The sequence below is a fragment of the Nocardioides sp. Z40_12 genome (genome assembly GCF_058215795.1).
Map to the genome: position 1 here is coordinate 303454 of NZ_JBZAJA010000002.1, position 16511 is coordinate 319964.

The 16511-nt window shown below is 72.5% G+C and carries 16 protein-coding genes; 11 read left to right on the plus strand and 5 right to left on the minus strand.

What is annotated here, in order from left to right:
• Window positions 1-22: 22 nt before the first annotated feature.
• Both AC4BG9_RS04650 and AC4BG9_RS04655 read right to left on the minus strand, forming a co-directional pair.
• On the minus strand, window positions 23-454 hold the full coding sequence (locus tag AC4BG9_RS04650) for a DUF4439 domain-containing protein (RefSeq protein WP_490569907.1): 432 nt from the start codon (window positions 452-454) through the stop codon (window positions 23-25).
• Window positions 451-1032: a hypothetical protein gene (locus tag AC4BG9_RS04655; RefSeq protein WP_490569908.1), complete on the minus strand. Its 582-nt coding sequence runs from the start codon at window positions 1030-1032 to the stop codon at window positions 451-453. The genes AC4BG9_RS04650 and AC4BG9_RS04655 overlap by 4 nt, the downstream gene beginning before the upstream one ends.
• Window positions 1033-1160: 128 nt before the next feature.
• Between AC4BG9_RS04655 and rimP the strand changes: the two genes are divergently transcribed.
• From rimP to AC4BG9_RS04690, 7 genes are all read left to right on the plus strand, one after another.
• Window positions 1161-1652, plus strand: a complete 492-nt coding sequence (gene rimP, locus AC4BG9_RS04660; protein ID WP_490569909.1) for a ribosome maturation factor RimP — start codon at window positions 1161-1163, stop codon at window positions 1650-1652.
• Window positions 1652-2662 carry a transcription termination factor NusA gene (gene nusA / locus AC4BG9_RS04665; protein ID WP_490569910.1) on the plus strand — a complete coding sequence of 337 codons (1011 nt, stop codon included), beginning with the start codon at window positions 1652-1654 and terminating at the stop codon, window positions 2660-2662. The genes rimP and nusA overlap by 1 nt, the downstream gene beginning before the upstream one ends.
• A gap of 112 nt (window positions 2663-2774) precedes the next feature.
• The gene (locus AC4BG9_RS04670) at window positions 2775-3023 is read left to right on the plus strand and encodes a YlxR family protein (protein WP_490569911.1); all 249 of its coding nucleotides are present in this window, start codon (window positions 2775-2777) and stop codon (window positions 3021-3023) included.
• 131 nt (window positions 3024-3154) lie between these two features.
• Entirely contained in the window at window positions 3155-6007 is a 2853-nt protein-coding gene (gene infB / locus AC4BG9_RS04675) for a translation initiation factor IF-2 (protein ID WP_490569912.1), read from the plus strand.
• Between the two features lie 70 nt (window positions 6008-6077).
• On the plus strand, window positions 6078-6539 hold the full coding sequence (gene rbfA, locus AC4BG9_RS04680; RefSeq protein ID WP_490569913.1) for a 30S ribosome-binding factor RbfA: 462 nt from the start codon (window positions 6078-6080) through the stop codon (window positions 6537-6539).
• Window positions 6536-7426, plus strand: coding sequence for a tRNA pseudouridine(55) synthase TruB (truB, locus tag AC4BG9_RS04685; RefSeq protein ID WP_490569914.1), 891 nt, complete (start codon window positions 6536-6538; stop codon window positions 7424-7426). The genes rbfA and truB overlap by 4 nt, the downstream gene beginning before the upstream one ends.
• Before the next feature lie 21 nt (window positions 7427-7447).
• Complete coding sequence (locus AC4BG9_RS04690; protein WP_490569915.1) at window positions 7448-8386, plus strand: bifunctional riboflavin kinase/FAD synthetase; 939 nt, start codon at window positions 7448-7450, stop codon at window positions 8384-8386.
• A gap of 4 nt (window positions 8387-8390) precedes the next feature.
• On the opposite strand, the gene AC4BG9_RS04695 is transcribed toward AC4BG9_RS04690, so the two are convergent.
• On the minus strand, window positions 8391-10523 hold the full coding sequence (locus AC4BG9_RS04695; RefSeq protein ID WP_490569916.1) for a molybdopterin-dependent oxidoreductase: 2133 nt from the start codon (window positions 10521-10523) through the stop codon (window positions 8391-8393).
• Window positions 10524-10693: 170 nt separating this feature from the next.
• Between AC4BG9_RS04695 and AC4BG9_RS04700 the strand changes: the two genes are divergently transcribed.
• The 4 genes from AC4BG9_RS04700 (at window position 10694) to AC4BG9_RS04715 (ending at window position 15291) form a co-directional block, all read left to right on the plus strand.
• Window positions 10694-10957 (plus strand): DUF6458 family protein, encoded by a 264-nt coding sequence (locus AC4BG9_RS04700; RefSeq protein WP_490569917.1) that lies wholly within the window; start codon window positions 10694-10696, stop codon window positions 10955-10957.
• Between the two features lie 169 nt (window positions 10958-11126).
• Window positions 11127-11402: a 30S ribosomal protein S15 gene (rpsO, locus tag AC4BG9_RS04705; RefSeq protein ID WP_490569918.1), complete on the plus strand. Its 276-nt coding sequence runs from the start codon at window positions 11127-11129 to the stop codon at window positions 11400-11402.
• 272 nt (window positions 11403-11674) lie between these two features.
• Complete coding sequence (locus AC4BG9_RS04710) at window positions 11675-13906, plus strand: polyribonucleotide nucleotidyltransferase (protein WP_490569919.1); 2232 nt, start codon at window positions 11675-11677, stop codon at window positions 13904-13906.
• 104 nt (window positions 13907-14010) lie between these two features.
• Complete coding sequence (locus tag AC4BG9_RS04715) at window positions 14011-15291, plus strand: M16 family metallopeptidase (protein WP_490569920.1); 1281 nt, start codon at window positions 14011-14013, stop codon at window positions 15289-15291.
• Window positions 15292-15305: 14 nt separating this feature from the next.
• Here AC4BG9_RS04715 and AC4BG9_RS04720 read toward each other — a convergent pair whose 3' ends face one another.
• The gene (locus AC4BG9_RS04720) at window positions 15306-15878 is read right to left on the minus strand and encodes a hypothetical protein (protein ID WP_490569921.1); all 573 of its coding nucleotides are present in this window, start codon (window positions 15876-15878) and stop codon (window positions 15306-15308) included.
• Entirely contained in the window at window positions 15875-16489 is a 615-nt protein-coding gene (locus AC4BG9_RS04725) for a transposase (RefSeq protein ID WP_490569922.1), read from the minus strand. The genes AC4BG9_RS04720 and AC4BG9_RS04725 overlap by 4 nt, the downstream gene beginning before the upstream one ends.
• Window positions 16490-16511: the final 22 nt, after the last annotated feature.

The window sequence follows — 16511 nt, forward strand, 5'->3', positions numbered from 1 at the left end:
AGCAGCGACCGGCCCGGCTGGCTCAGAGCTCGGCGGCCCCGGGGAACGACTCGGGTGCAGCGCCCCAGGCGAGGGCCGCCTGCGCGGACTCCACGAGCGCGTCCACGGCCCACCCGCGCAGTGGGCCGGACGAGCTGCCGACCAGGCCGGCGTAGACCGCCAGGCAGCGCTGCTCGACGAGGCGGCCCGCTGCCGTCAGGAGCTGCGCAGACTCCAGGGCCGGCAGCTCGTAGGCCGCGGCGGCGGGAGTGGGGGTGGCCTCCCGGGCCCGGAGCTGCGCCACGAGCCAGTCCCGGCGGGCCTGGTGCACGCCGTGGCGCTGCGCCGCGCGCGCGGCCTGGTCGCTCTGGCCGGACCGCTCGGCCTGGGCGGCCAGCACGCCGAACAGCTGGACCGCCGCGTGCTCGGCCGCCAGGCTCTCCTGGAGGGCTTCGAGGGCTGTGGGGGTGCTCATCGCGGCGGCTCCGCGGGGAGCGTCGCCAGCTGCTGGGTCAGCCCGGCGCCCAGGGAGGCCAGCAGGCGGGCGACGCCCGGGTCCACGGCGCTCCGAGCGCCCGCGAGCGCGACCCGGGTGAGCGCGGCCTCCGCGCCGCGCACCCGCTCCAGCGCGCGGGTGGCCCTCGCCGGCACCGCCACCGGGCTCGGCTCGGCGCTCGGCTCGGCGCTCGGGTCGGCGCTCGGGTTCCCGCTCGGGTCGGCCGGGTCGGCGCCGGTGGCTGCGCGGAGCACCCGGGCGTGGTCGTCGTGGGTCAGGCGCAGGCCTTCGAGCGTGGTGGCGAGCCGGGGGTGCGCGGTCGCGGTGGCCGCGACCAGCGAGGCGGCCGAGGTGGTGCGCGCGAGGACGTCGGTCAGCGGATCGGCATCCCGGTCCGTCGCCGGGTCCGCCGGGCCGGAGGTCTGGGCGGACGGATCGTCGCCGGTCGCGTCGCACCCGCCGGTCAGCACCGCGACCGCCGTGCCGGCGCCCACGAGCACCCACCGCCGCGAGGGCGCGAGGAGGCGCCGGTCGGTCGGGTGGCGGGTCGGGAGCACCGCAGGAGCCTAGTCCACCGACCAGCGGCCGGGCCGTGGCAGCCGGCGACCCGGGGACGTGCGGCTCATCCGTTTCGTCCGGCGACGGTTATGGTGGGCGCAGACAACAGCACAAGGAGGTTGACAGCGTGGGAAACGCGAAGAGCGACGCCACCCGAGCCGACATCGAGTCGGCGCTGACGGACCCCCTGACGGTGCTGGGCCTGGACCTCGAGGCCGTGGAGGTCACTCCTGCCGGCAAGCGACGGGTGCTGCGCATCGCCGTGGACAAGGACGGCGGGGTGACCCTGGACGACGTCGCCGACGCGACGAAGGAGGTCTCCCGCATCCTCGACGACTCCGAGGTGATGGGTGAGATGCCCTACCTGCTCGAGGTCACCTCCCGGGGCGTGGACCGCCCCCTGACGCTGCCACGCCACTGGCGCCGCAACGCCGGGCGGCTGGTCAAGGTCTCGCTGGTCGACGGCGACCAGCTCACGGGCCGGATCGGCTCGAGCGACCAGGACGGCGTCGACCTCGACGTCGACGGGGACGCGCGCCGCCTCGCCTACGACGAGGTGGCCAAGGCGCTGGTGCAGATCGAGTTCAACCGCAAGGACAAGGACGAGGACGAGGACTGATGGACATCGATCTCGGCATCCTGAGGATGCTGGAACGCGAGAAGGAGATCTCCTTCGACGTGCTCGTCGAGGCGATCGAGCAGGCACTGCTCACGGCGTACCACAAGTCGCCCGGAGCCCAGGAACGCGCCCGGGTCACCCTGGACCGCAAGACCGGGCACGTGGCCGTGCTGGCCGCCGAGCTCGATGCGGAGGGCAACGTCGTCGCCGAGTACGACGACACCCCGGACGGCTTCGGCCGGATCGCCGCGACCACGGCCAAGCAGATCATGCTGCAGCGGTTGCGCGACGCCGAGGACGACATCCGCTTCGGGGAGTTCTCCGGCAAGGAGGGCGACGTCATCTCCGGCGTCATCCAGCAGGGCCGCAACCCCGACGACGTGATGGTCGACCTGGGCAAGGTCGAGGCCCTGCTGCCGGTGGGGGAGCGGGTGCCGGGCGAGTCCTACACGCACGGGACGCGGATCAAGTGCCTGGTGGTCTCGGTGCGCAAGGGGATGCGCGGGCCGCAGATCACCCTGTCGCGCACCCACCCCAGCCTGGTCAAGAAGCTCTTCGCCCTCGAGGTCCCCGAGATCGCGGACGGCACCGTGCAGATCGCCGGGATCGCGCGCGAGGCGGGCCACCGCACCAAGATCGCGGTGTACTCCAAGGTGCCCGGCGTCAACGCCAAGGGTGCCTGCATCGGCCCGATGGGCCAGCGGGTGCGCAACGTGATGTCGGAGCTGCACGGCGAGAAGATCGACATCGTGGACTGGTCCGAGGAGCCGGCCGAGCTGGTCGCGCACGCGCTCTCCCCGGCCCGGGTGAACTCGGTGGAGATCCTGGACCGGACCGCCCGCTCCTGCCGGGTGGTCGTGCCCGACTTCCAGCTCTCGCTGGCCATCGGCAAGGAGGGCCAGAACGCCCGGCTCGCCGCCCGGCTGACCGGCTGGCGCATCGACATCCGCTCCGACGAGGAGCCCGGCGAGGTCGCCGCGGCACCCGACCCGGGCCCCGTCACCGACTAGCGCGACGGCCGGGCGGCCGTCCCGGTTCGGAATTCACTGGTCACACACGCTAGGCTTGCTCTCAGTGGTTCGTACGACGATTCTCCCTGCCCCCGGTCCGGTTCGGACCTGTGTGGGGTGTCGCCGTCGGGCCGCCAAGAGCGAGCTGCTGCGCGTGGTGGCAGGCGAGGGTGCCGACGGTCGTCCGGCCGTGGTACCCGATCCCGCCGGCTCCGCACCAGGTCGTGGGGCGCACCTGCACCCCACCTCCGAGTGCCTGCAGCTGGCGATGCGCAGGCGAGCGTTCCCCCGGGCCCTCAGGGTCAGGGAGGGCCTGGCCCTCGCACCGCTGGAGGACCACCTCTCCGCTATCCCACCGTGATCGACCGACAAGAAACTGGAGCAGGCAGCTCATGAGCACTCGATGAGTACTTTCCGATGAGCCAGCACCACCACTAACGGTCCGTAGACATCCCCTGACGGGGCTCGGGCCAGAAGGAGCAACGTTCTAACGTGGCCAAGACCCGAGTCCACGAACTCGCCAAGGAGTTCGGAGTCGAGAGCAAGTTCGTTCTCGAGAAGCTCAAGGAGATGGGGGAGTTCGTCAAGTCGGCATCGTCGACGGTCGAGCCCCCGGTCGAGATGCGCTTCAAGAAGCAGTACGGCGACCAGCTGAAGTCCGCTGGCGCGGCTGCCCCCGTCGCAGAGTCCGCCCCGGCCGCGCCGACGCCCCAGGCGCCCGCGAAGCCGGCGGAGAAGCCGGCCGACAAGCCGGCCGAAGCCCCCGCGCCCAGCCAGGCGGCCCCCGCCGAGAAGGCGGCCGCCCCGGCTCCGTCGCGTCCCGGCCCCCGGCCCGGACCCAAGGCGAAGCCCGCTCCCGCACCGGAGCCGGCCCCCACCCCCGCCCCCGAGCCCGTCGCGGCGCCGGCCCAGGAGCCGCCGGCTGCGGCGGCCAAGCCGGCCCCTGCCCCGAGCCCGACGCCCAAGGCCCCGACCCCCGCCCCGCGGCCGGTCGGCAAGCCCGGCGCCCCGCGGCCCGGCAACAACCCGTTCGCGCCGAGCCAGGGCATGGGACGTCGTCCCTCCGCCCCGCCGGCCCCCGCGACGGGGACCCCTGCTGCCGGCGAGGAGCAGCGCGCCCCTCGTCCGCCCGCAGCGCGTGACGGCGCCCCCACCGGCCGTCCCGGCATGCCGCGCCCCAACCCGGCGATGATGCCGAAGTCGCCCGCCGCCTTCGGTGGCGGCCCCGGCGGCCGCGGTCCGGGTGGCCCCGGTGGTCCCGGCCGCGCCGGTGGACCCGGTCGTCCGGGTGCTCCGGCACGCGGCGGTGCTCCGGGTCGTCCCGGCGGCGGCGCTCCCGGTGCCGGCGGTCGTCCCGGTGGTGGCTTCGGCCCGCCCGCCAGTGGGCGTCCCGGCCAGCGTCCGGGCCAGCGCGGCCAGACCCAGGGTGCCTTCGGCCGCCCCGGTGGGCCGTCGCGACGCGGTCGCAAGTCCAAGCGGGCACGTCGCCAGGAGTTCGAGGCCATGCAGGCCCCGACCATCGGTGGGGTGCGGGTCCGCAAGGGCGACGGCGAGACCGTCCGGCTGCCCCGCGGCGCCTCGCTGACCGACTTCGCCGAGAAGATCAACGTCGACGCGGCTGCACTGGTGCAGATGCTCTTCTCGCTCGGCGAGATGGTCACCGCGACCGAGTCGGTCAACGACGAGACGTTCGAGCTGCTCGGCGAGGAGCTCAACTACGTCGTCCAGGTCGTCTCCCCCGAGGACGAGGACCGCGAGCTGCTCGAGTCCTTCGACCTGGAGTTCGGCTCCGACGAGGGTGACGAGTCCGACCTGGTGATCAGGCCGCCGGTCGTCACCGTCATGGGTCACGTCGACCACGGAAAGACCAAGCTCCTCGACGCGCTGCGCAACGCCAACGTGGGCGCCAAGGAGGCCGGTGGCATCACCCAGCACATCGGTGCCTACCAGGTGCACACCGAGGTCGACGGCCAGGACCGCCGCATCACCTTCATCGACACCCCGGGTCACGAGGCGTTCACCGCCATGCGTGCCCGTGGTGCCCAGGCGACCGACATCGCCATCCTCGTGGTGGCGGCCGACGACGGCGTGATGCCGCAGACGGTGGAGGCGCTCAACCACGCCAAGGCCGCCGGCGTCCCGATCGTGGTCGCGGTCAACAAGATCGACAAGGAGGACGCTGACCCGACGAAGGTCCGTGGTCAGCTCACCGAGTACGGCCTGATTCCCGAGGAGTACGGCGGCGACGCGATGTTCGTCGACGTCTCGGCCAAGTCCGGGCTCAACCTGGACAAGCTCCTCGAGGCCGTGGTCCTGACCGCGGACGCCTCGCTGGACCTGCGGGCCAACCCCACGCAGGACGCTCAGGGTCTCGTGGTCGAGGCTCACCTGGACCGCGGTCGCGGTCCGGTGGCCACCGTCCTGGTGCAGCGCGGCACGCTGCGCGTCGGGGACTCCCTGGTGGCCGGGCCCGCCTACGGCCGGGTGCGCGCCATGCTCGACGAGTTCGGCAACGAGCTCACCGAGGCGGACCCGTCGCGTCCGGCGATGGTCCTGGGTCTCAGCGCCGTTCCCGGCGCCGGCCAGAACTTCATCGTGGTCGACGACGACCGCATGGCTCGCCAGATCGCCGAGAAGCGCGAGTCGCGTGAGCGGGCGGCCATGCAGGCCAAGCGTCGCGTGCGTCGCACCCTCGAGGACTTCATGGCGTCCATGGAGAAGGGCGAGAGCCAGGAGCTCAACCTCATCCTCAAGGGCGACGTGTCCGGTTCGGTCGAGGCCCTCGAGGACTCGCTGGCCCAGATCGACGTCGGCGACGAGGTCACCCTGCGGGTCATCGACCGCGGTGTCGGTGCGATCACCGAGACCAACGTCGACCTGGCCGCTGCCTCCGACGCCATCATCATCGGCTTCAACGTCAAGCCCCAGGGCAAGGCGGCGCAGATGGCCGACAAGGAGGGCGTGGAGATCCGGTACTACTCGGTGATCTACCAGGCCATCGAGGAGATCGAGGCGGCCCTCAAGGGCATGCTCAAGCCGGAGTACGAAGAGGCCAGCCTCGGGCAGGCGGAGATCCGCGAGATCTTCCGCTCGTCCAAGGCGGGCAACATCGCCGGCTGCATGGTCATCTCGGGCACGGTGCGCCGCAACGCCAAGGTGCGCGTGCTGCGCGACGGCAAGGTCGTGGCGGACAACCTCGACCTGGCCTCGCTCAAGCGGGAGAAGGACGACGCCTCGGAGGTCCGCGAGGGCTTCGAGTGCGGTCTGGTGCTCAAGAACTTCCAGGACATCAAGATCGGCGATGTCGTGGAGTCGTTCGAGATGCGCGAGATCCCGCGCGGCTGACAGGTCCACACCTCGAGTCGGCGCCAGTGACACGCTGGCGCCGACTCGACATTTTCACGAAGGTAGGAACATGGCAAACCCACGGGTGCGCAAGATCGCCGACCGGATCCACGTGATCGTGGCCGAGATGCTGGAGCGCAAGATCAAGGACCCGCGGCTCGGGTTCGTGACCGTCACCGACGTGCGTGTCTCCGGTGACAGCCAGCACTCCACGGTCTTCTGGACCGCGCTGGGCGAGGAGACCGAGGTCGAGAGCTCGGCCGCGGCGCTGGAGTCCGCCAAGGGCGTGATCCGTGCCGAGATGGGCAAGCAGCTGGGCATGCGCCTGGTGCCCACCTTGGAGTTCGTCCGGGACGCGCTGCCCGACAGTGCCCGCCACCTCGACGACGTGCTGGCCGCGGCCAGGGCCAGTGACGAGGCGGTGGCCGCGCAGCGCGCGGGCGCGACGTACGCCTCCGAGGAGGACCCGTACAAGAAGCCGCGGGTGGCCGGCGAGGACGACGACGAGTCCACCGCGGACGACGACGCGTGACCAGCGCCTCCTCCCGGGGGCGCGCGGAGGGTCCCTCCGGGCTGGTCGTGGTCGACAAGCCCGGAGGCATCACCTCCCACGGCGTGGTCGCGCGGGTGCGCCGCCTCGCCGGCACCCGCAAGGTCGGCCACGCCGGCACCCTCGACCCGATGGCCACCGGCGTCCTCGTCCTGGGCCTGGGACGCGCCACCCGGCTGCTCGGCCACCTGATGCTGACCGAGAAGCAGTACGAGGCGACCATCCTGCTCGGCCGCTCCACGACGACCGACGACGCCGAGGGCGAGGTGCTCGAGGAGAAGGACACCTCCGGGCTCCTGGAGGCGGCGGTCCGGGCCGAGCTGGAGGGGTTCGTGGGGGAGATCGACCAGGTCCCGACGGCCGTCTCGGCGATCAAGGTCGACGGGCGGCGGGCCTACGAGCGGGTCCGCGCAGGTGAGCAGGTCGACCTGGCCGCGCGGCGGGTCACCGTGCACGAGCTCGAGGTCGTGGAGATGAGCCTCCCGCAGGTCCGGATCCGGATGCGCTGCTCGAGCGGCACCTACGTCCGCGCCCTGGCCCGCGACCTCGGCCGGGCGCTGGGGGTGGGCGGCCACCTGACGGCGCTGCGCCGCACCGCGGTCGGTCCCTTCGACCTGGCCGCGGCCCGGACACTGGAGGAGCTCGAGCAGGACTTCGCGGTGCTGCCGATCGCCGCGGCCGCCCGGGCCGGCTTCCCGGCCGTGGACCTCACGGACGGTGAGGCCGCCGACGTACGCGTGGGCCGGCGACTCGCCCGGGACCTGCCCGGCGCCGGCGAGCACGCCCTCTTCGCCCCGGACGGGCAGTTCCTGGCCCTCTACGAGCCCGCTCCCGGCGGGGCGCGTCCGGTCGCCGTCTTCGTCGGCTGACCCACGCCGTAGCATCGGCTCGTGCAGATCTGGCGATCAGTCGGGGAAGTCCCCGCCGACCTCGGGCCCACCGTGGTCTCCATCGGCAACTTCGACGGGGTCCACCGCGGTCACCAGCATGTGCTGGGACAGGCCCGGGCCACCGCCGAGAGGATGGGCGTGAGCACGGTCGTGGCCGTGACCTTCGACCCTCATCCGATGGCCGTGCTGCGCCCCGAGCACGCACCGCCCACCCTGACCTCGATCCCGAGCCGGGCCGCCCTGCTGGCCGGCTGCGGGATCGACGCGCTCCTGGTGGTGCCCTTCGACCGCGACGTGGCGGCCTGGGACCCGCTGACCTTCGTGGACCGGATCCTGGTCGAGACGCTCTCCGCGCGCGCGGTCGTCGTGGGGGCCAACTTCCGGTTCGGGCACAAGGCCGCCGGCGACGTGGCCTTCCTCTCCCGGGTCGGGGCCGAGCGCGGCTTCGAGACCGAGGGGGTCGCCCTCGACGGGGGTCCCCAGGTCTGGAGCTCGACCTACGTCCGGCAGTGCCTGGCCTCCGGCGACGTGACCGGCGCCGCCGAGGCGCTGGGCCGCCTGCACACCGTGCGGGGCGTGGTGGTCCGCGGCGACCAGCGGGGCCGGGAGCTCGGCTTCCCCACCGCCAACGTCCCGACCTCGGCGGCCGAGGCCGCCCCCGCCGACGGCGTCTACGCCGGGTGGCTCACCCGCCGCGACACCGGCGAGCGCTTCCCGGCCGCGATCTCGGTGGGGACCAACCCCACCTTCGCCGGCGAGCGGGAGCGTCGGGTGGAGTCCTACGTGCTGGACCGCGACGACCTCGAGCTCTACGGCGTGGAGGTCGAGGTCTCGTTCGTGGAGCGGCTGCGCGGGATGGTCGCCTTCGAGGGGATCGAGGCGCTGGTCGAGACCATGCACGACGACGTACGCCGGGCCCACGAGGTCCTGGGCGTCTGAGCCCTCAGGGGGCCGAGACCCGGACCGGCACCCCGCTCAGGGCGGCGTTGCCCGACACGTCGAGCACCCCGGGGTCGGTCAGGTCGTTGATCGAGACCCCCGGGACCTTGGCCGCCACGGACATCGACGTGCCCGGCCGGCCGTGGCCGTAGCCGTGGGGGAGGGAGACGACCCCCGGCATCATGTCCGCCGACGCGCTGACCTCGACCACGACCTCGCCGACCCGCGAGGTCACCCGCACCAGCGACTGGTCGCTCAGCCCGTGGCTCCCCAGGTCGTCGGGGTGCATGAGGAGCTGGTGCCGGGGCCGCCCCTTCGTCAGCCTCGCGGTGTTGTGCATCCAGGAGTTGTTGTCGCGCTGGTGGCGCCGACCGATCAGGAGCAGCGTGCCCGGCTCGGGCGGCGTGGCTGAGGCCAGACGGGCCAGGTCCTCCAGCACCAGGTCGGGCGCGGCCTGCACCAGGCCGTCGTCGGTGCGCAGCCGGACGGGCAGCTGGTCCGGCCGGAGCGGACCGAGGTCCAGGCCCGAGGGTGCGCGCCTCAGCGCCCGCATGGTCACCCCCGTCCTGCTCGTGCGCAGCAGCATCGAGACCGTCCGGGCCGGGGAGGTGCGCATCCGCACCCAGCGCACGGTCCGGCGTCGCCAGGGAAGCCGGCGCGAGGAGCGCGCGGCCAGGCGGCGGACCAGGCCGGCGTAGATCTCCCAGTCGTGGCGCTGGTCCTCGGACCTGGGGAAGACAGCGGGGGAGAAGCGGGCGGTGTTGCGCACCGCCAGGGCGTGGAAGACCAGGTCGTAGTGGTCCCGCTCGAGGTGCGAGGTCGGCGGGAGGATCACGTCGGCGTGCCGGGTCGTCTCGTTGACGTAGAAGTCGATCGAGGCCATGAAGTCGAGAGTCGGCAGCACCCGGTCCAGCCCGCCGCCGTCGGGGGTGGAGAGCACGGGGTTGCCGCTCATGGTGAGCAGTGCACGCACCTGGCCCTCGCCGGGCGTCTCGATCTCCTCGCGCAGCACCGCGACCGGCAGTTCGCCGCCGGTCTCCGGCAGGCCCCGGACCCTGCTGTGCCAGAGCCCGCGGTGCCCGGGGCCGATCAGGCCCCGCCCGACCACGTCGAGCGCCGGGCTGGTCAGCATCGTCCCGCCGACCCGGTCGAGGTTGCCGGTGAGCAGGTTGAGCAGCTGGATCGACCACTGCGCCAGGGTGCCGAACTCGGTGGTGGAGACGCCGATCCGGCCGTGCACGGCGGCCCGTTCGGCCGCCGCGAGCTCGCGGGCCAGGGCGCGGACGGTCTCGGCGGGCACGCCGCTGGCCGCCTCGGCCGCCTCCGGGGTGCGGTCCGCCACCGCCGCCCGCACCCGGTCCAGCCCGGCGACGTACGGCGGCGGTGTGGCCAGGTCCTCGGCGAGCAGCACGTGCACCATGGCCAGCAGCACGTGCACGTCGGTGCCGGGGCGGACGAAGAGGTGCTGGTCGGCCACCTTCGCGGTCTCGGTGCGGCGCGGGTCGAGGACGACGAGCCGCCCGCCGCGCCCCTGCAGCTCGCGGAGCCGGGCGGGGAAGTCGGGGACGGTCATCAACGACCCGTTGGAGGCCATCGGGTTGTAGCCGAAGGCGAGCAGGAGGTCGGTGCGGTCGAGGTCGGGCACCGGGAGCAGCAGCTGGTGGCCGTACATCAGGTGGGCCACCAGCTGGGCGGGCAGCTGGTCGACCGAGGTGGCGCTGAACCGGTTGCGCGTGGGCAGCGCCTTGGCCAGCTCGGTGCCGTGGGTCATCGAGCCCAGGCTGTGCACGTTGGGGTTGCCGAGATAGACCGCGAGCGAGTCGCGTCCGTGTCGCTCGACGGTCTCCGCGAGTCGGTCGGCGACCAGGTCGAGGGCCTCGTCCCAGTCCAGCTCCTCCCACTGCGGGTCGTCCGCGGGCCCGCGGCGGCGCACGGGTCGGCGCAACCGCTCGGGGTCGGTGAGCACGTCGGCGATGGCGACGCCCTTGGGACACACGTGCCCCCGGGAGAGCGGGTCGTCGCGGTCGCCGCGCACGGAGGTGACCACGCCGTCGGTGAGGGTGAGCTCGAGGCCGCAGATCGCCTCGCAGAGGTTGCACGAGGTGTGTCGCAGGCCGGACGGCGGAGAGGCGCTCATCACGCGATCCTGCCACCGTCGCACCCCGCGCGACATGGTCTCGGCGCACGAAGGGAGGCGCGGTCCGGCCACCGGGACCGGCCGGAGGATTGGATCGGGCCGTGAGCGGGTAAGCGCAGAGCGGACGCCGGCCGGCGTCGCGTGGATCGTCGAGCGGATGGAGAACCCAGATGGGTTACGGAGGAGCAGTCGGACTGATCGTGGTGGGACTGATCCTGTCCCTGGCCATCAGCGAGGAGCAGGTCGGCCCGGTCAACCTCGGGATGGTGGGATGGATCCTGACCCTTGCCGGTGTGGCGCTGCTGCTGCTGAGCATCGTCCAGCAGAACACCCGGCGTCGGCAGAGCACCATCGCCACCACCACCGACGCACAGGGTCGGCAGGCGACCACCGAGCGGCACGTGGAGGCGGACCCGCCGCCGCCGGCCTACTGAGTTCCGATTGGGTGTGCTCGACCCTGCGTTGGTAGTCTGTTGGAGTTGTCCACCCTCCGGGGTGGGCGACATGCCGTCCAACGGCCGCGGATCGAGAGTGCCCGGGTGAACAGGCCCCGGCGCGCCGCGCAACGAACGAGCCCCTGGTGGGCCGGAAGGGAGCCTGCGCATGTCCATCGGTACTGACGCGGAGACCAAGAAGAAGATCATCGCCGAGTACGCCACGGGCGAGGGTGACACCGGTTCGCCGGAGGTCCAGATCGCGCTGCTGTCGCACCGCATCGCCCACCTGACCGAGCACCTCAAGCAGCACAAGCACGACCACCACAGCCGTCGTGGTCTGCTGCTGCTGGTCGGCCAGCGCCGGCGGCTGCTCAACTACCTGCAGAAGACCGAGATCGAGCGCTACCGTTCGATCGTCGAGCGTCTCGGCCTGCGTCGCTGACGTGGGGGAGGGTCCACTCGTGTCGAGTGGGCCCTCCCGCCGTTTCTCGCTACATTTGAACGCGTGACACCTGCGGGCCCCGGCCCGCGACACAACTGAAAACCCACCACTCAGGAGCGACCCGCCGACAAGGCTCGGTCCTCGGTAGTGGCCCTCAGGACCGTCGCCCTCGTGCGACCGCTGCCTGCGGGCCTCGATCGAAGACCGGCCCATGCCCCGCACGGGGCTTGGTCGTCCGCGGGTGCGCTCCGCGAACAGAAGGGACCCACTACGTGGAACCCACCATCTCCGCCGTCGAGACCGTTCTCGACAACGGCAAGTTCGGCAAGCGCACCGTCAAGTTCGAGACGGGCCTGCTGGCCCGCCAGGCCGCCGGCTCGGTGACCGCCTACCTCGACGACGAGACCATGCTGCTCTCGGCGACCACCGCCTCCAAGCAGCCCAAGGACCACTTCGACTTCTTCCCCCTGACGATCGACGTCGAGGAGCGGATGTACGCCGTGGGCCAGATCCCCGGCTCGTTCTTCCGCAGCGAGGGTCGCCCCGGCGAGGACGCGATCCTCACCTGCCGCCTCATCGACCGGCCGCTGCGCCCGACCTTCAAGAAGGGTCTGCGCAACGAGGTCCAGGTCGTCATCACGGTCCTCTCGCTCGACCCCGACATGCCCTACGACGTGCTGGCGATCAACGCCGCGTCGATCTCCACCCAGCTCTCCGGCCTGCCCTTCTCGGGTCCGGTCGGTGGCGTCCGGGTGGCGCTGATCGACGGCCAGTGGGTGGCCTTCCCGAGCCACAGCCAGCTCGAGGACGCCGTCTTCGACATGGTCGTGGCCGGGCGCGTCACCGACACCGGCGACGTCGCGATCATGATGGTCGAGGCCGAGGCCACCGAGCGGGTCATCTCCCTGGTCGAGGGTGGCGCCCAGGCGCCGACGGAGGAGGTCGTGGCCGAGGGCCTCGACGCCGCCAAGCCCTTCATCAAGCAGCTGTGCCAGGCCCAGGCCGAGCTGGCCAAGGAGGCCGCCAAGCCGGTCCAGGAGTTCCCGGTCTTCCTCGACTTCGAGGACGACGTCTACGCCGCCGTCGAGGCCGCGGCCAAGGACGACACCGTCGCGGCTCTCCAGATCGCGGGCAAGCAGGAGCGCGAGGAGAAGATGGACGCCATCAAGGCGTCCCTGCTGGAGAAGATCGCCGGCGACTTCGTCGGTCGCGAGAAGGAGATCGGCGCCGCCTTCCGGTCGCTGACCAAGAACCTCATGCGGGAGCGCGTGCTGCGCGACAAGATCCGCATGGACGGCCGCGGCCTCGCCGACATCCGTCCGCTGCACGCCGAGGTCGGCCTGATCCCGCGGGTCCACGGCTCCTCGCTCTTCGAGCGCGGCGAGACCCAAATCATGGGCGTCACCACCCTGGACATGCTCAAGATGGAGCAGCAGCTCGACACGCTCTCCCCGGAGAAGCACCGCCGCTACATGCACAAGTACGTCTTCCCGCCGTTCTCCACCGGTGAGACCGGCCGGGTCGGCTCCCCGAAGCGTCGCGAGGTCGGCCACGGTGCGCTGGCGCGCCGCGCGCTGCTGCCGGTGCTGCCCACCCGCGAGGAGTTCCCCTACGCGATCCGCCAGCTCTCCGAGGCGATGGGCTCCAACGGCTCCACCTCGATGGGCTCGGTCTGCGCGTCCACGCTCTCGCTGCTGCAGGCCGGTGTGCCGCTGAAGGCGTCGGTCGCGGGCATCGCGATGGGCCTCATCTCCGGTGAGGTCGACGGCAAGACGGAGTACGTCGCGCTGACCGACATCCTCGGGGCCGAGGACGCCATGGGCGACATGGACTTCAAGGTCGCCGGGACGCGTCAGTTCGTCACCGCGCTGCAGCTCGACACCAAGCTCGACGGCATCCCCGCCGAGGTGCTGGGCGCGGCGCTCAAGCAGGCGCGCGACGCCCGCTACGCCATCCTGGACGTGATGGCCGAGGCCATCGACGCTCCCGAGGAGATGTCGGTCCACGCCCCGCGGATCATCACCATCCGCGTGCCCGTGGACAAGATCGGCGAGGTCATCGGGCCGAAGGGCAAGGTGATCAACCAGATCCAGGACGACACCGGCGCGACGCTCTCGATCGAGGACGACGGCACCGTCTACATCGGTGCCACCAACGGCGAGGCGGCCGAGGCGGCGAAGGCCGCGGTCAACGCGATCGCCAACCCGACGATGCCGGAGATCGGCGAGCGCTACCTGGGCACGGTCGTGAAGACGACCAACTTCGGTGCGTTCGTCTCGCTGATGCCGGGCAAGGACGGGCTGCTGCACATCAGCAAGCTGCGCGGCCTGGCCGGCGGCAAGCGCGTCGACAACGTCGAGGACGTCGTCTCGGTGGGCCAGAAGGTCCAGGTCCAGATCGCCGAGATCGACGACCGCGGCAAGCTCTCCCTGGTGCCCGTCGTCGAGGACGAGGGTGCCGCCGAGGGGTCCGAGGCCGCAGGGCAGGACGCCGAGACCGAGTGACCACTCGCCCCAGGACGACCGGCCAGCAGTTCTCTGCTGGCCGGTCGGCCGTTTCCCAGTCCCTTCCGTCCCAGCCGGTGGGGTCGACGCGCACCCTGCAGACGGTGAAGGACCCGGAGGGGCACGTCACCTCCCGCGTCCGGCGCACCCTGCTGCCCGGCGGTCTGCGGGTGATCACCGAGCAGATGGCGGGCGTCCGCTCGGCGAGCATCGGGGTGTGGGTCGCGGTCGGCTCGCGGCACGAGTCGCCGGCGCTGCACGGCTGCTCGCACTTCCTGGAGCACCTGCTCTTCAAGGGGACCCGGGAGCGCACGGCCATGGACATCTCCGTGGCCCTCGACGCGGTGGGCGGTGAGTTCAACGCCTTCACCGCCAAGGAGTACACCTGCTTCCACGCCCGCGTCCTGGACGACGACCTGCCGCTGGTGGTCGACGTGCTGGGCGACATGATCACCAGCTCGCGGCTGGCCGCCGAGGACGTCGAGGCCGAGCGCGAGGTGATCCTGGACGAGATCGCCATGCACGACGACGATCCCGACGACGTGGTGCACAACCTCTTCGCCCAGCAGGCCTGGGGGGACAGCCCGCTGGGGCGTCCGATCGCCGGCACGGTGGAGACGATCGGGTCGATGACCCAGGCCCAGATCGCCCGCTTCTACCGCCGCCACTACCGGCCCGCCGCGATGGTCGTCTCGGTGGCCGGCAACATCGACCACGCCTCGGTGGTGCGTCAGGTGCGCCGGGCGTTCGACCGCAACGGCTTCCTGATCGGGGACGAGTCGCCGGTGCGACCGCGGACCGGCGCTCGGGCGCGTCGCGTCGTCCCCGGTACGGCGGTGGCCCACCGTCAGCTCGAGCAGGTCAACCTGGTGCTGGGGATGCGTGGGATCACCCGCGGCGACCCGCGCCGGTTCGTGCTCGGCGTCCTCAACACCGCCCTCGGCGGCGGCACCTCCTCACGCCTGTTCCAGGAGGTGCGGGAGAACCGCGGGCTGGCCTACTCCGTCTACTCCTTCGGCAGCCACCACGAGGACGCCGGCCTGGTCGGCGTCTCGGTGGCCTGCCTGCCCGCCAAGGTCGACGAGGTGCTCGCCGTGGTCCGCGCCGAGCTGGCCCGGGTGGCCGCCGAGGGCATCACCGAGGAGGAGGTGAGCCGGGGCAAGGGCCAACTGCGCGGCAGCGTGGTCCTGGGCCTGGAGGACAGCGGAGCCCGGATGTCGCGGCTGGGCAAGGCCGAGCTGGTCCACGGCGAGCTGCTGAGCATCGACGAGGTGCTCGGCCGGATCCAGTCGGTCACGGTCGAGGAGGTGCGCCAGCTCGCCGCGGAGCTCTTCACCCAGCCGGAGATCCTCGCCGTGGTGGGCCCGGAGGGTTCGGCCCACTAGTCCCCGCCGGCTCGTCAGGGGCTCGTGAGGAGCAGGGCGACCCCCGCGCAGGCGGCGGCCCACAGCACGCTGACGAAGGTGCCGATGAGGAAGCGCTCGGCGATGCCGCTGTGCTCCTCGTTGCGCAGCTCGGGATAGCGACCCAGCCCCTTGACGGCGAGGCTGATGGCGATGCCCTCCGGCCAGCGGCCGAGCAGCGAGGCGACCACAGCCAGCCGCTCCAGGGCGCCGATCCACGCGCCGCCGCGCAGCACCTCCGCCGCCCGGCGCACCGAGCCCGCCCGCTGGTCCCCGGGGCCGTCCACCAGCCGGAAGACGGCGGTGGCCAGCGGGCTGCCTCCCAGGACCGCCAGCACCGCGCACAGCCCGGTCAGCAGGACCTCGAGCCCACGCGGCGAGGAGGCCAGCCCCGGCTCCAGGGCGGCCGCGAGCGCGGCCGCGCCCACCAGGAGCACCTGGAGCCCGGCGAGCCAGGACGAGCGGTCGACCCACCAGCCGACGGCAGCGACCAGGGTCGCCCCGGTCAGCAGGAGCAGGCAGGTCCAGGCCGTGGCGGCGAGGTCGGGCGCGGCGAGCACAGCGGTCATCCTCGACCCTCCAGCCAGTCCCGGGCCAGTGCGGTGACCAGCTCGCGGGCCCGGCGCGACTCCACCAGCCCGGCCGCGGTGGCCCGCTGGCTCACCGCCGACTGGGAGATCCCCAGGCGCCGGCCGGCCGCCTCGTAGGAGAGCCCGCCGTCGACGAGGTCGGCCACCTCCCAGCCCTTCTCGCTCCGGCGGCCCAGGACGGCCGCCCACAGCCAGCAGACCGACTCCAGGTGACGGGCCAGCGGGGTCGCCCCCGCCACCCGCAGCTGCCACGGCGCCTGACGGGTGGAGGAGACGGCCTCGCGGGCGGCCACGAAGGCCGGGCCACGCGCCTCCCGGGTCTCGCGGGGCAGGGGGGTCTGCACGCCGTCCAGCCCGACGCCCACGTGCCAGCGCCCGTCGCGGAGCAGCACCTCGAGAGCGGGAGCAAGGGCGGCGGGGTCGTCCAGCACGCCCTGGAACTCGTCCCCGGCGGTGCGCTGGAAGGGCAGCAGGGTCGGCACGGAGCCGAGGGCCGCCAGCGCGGCGGGCACCGCGTCGGGGGTGCGGCGGCTGTCGCGCTGGTCGACGGTGAGGACGATGCCGCGCAGCAGATCAGGCTCCGGACTCATGTCCAGAAGTATTAGGCAAAAA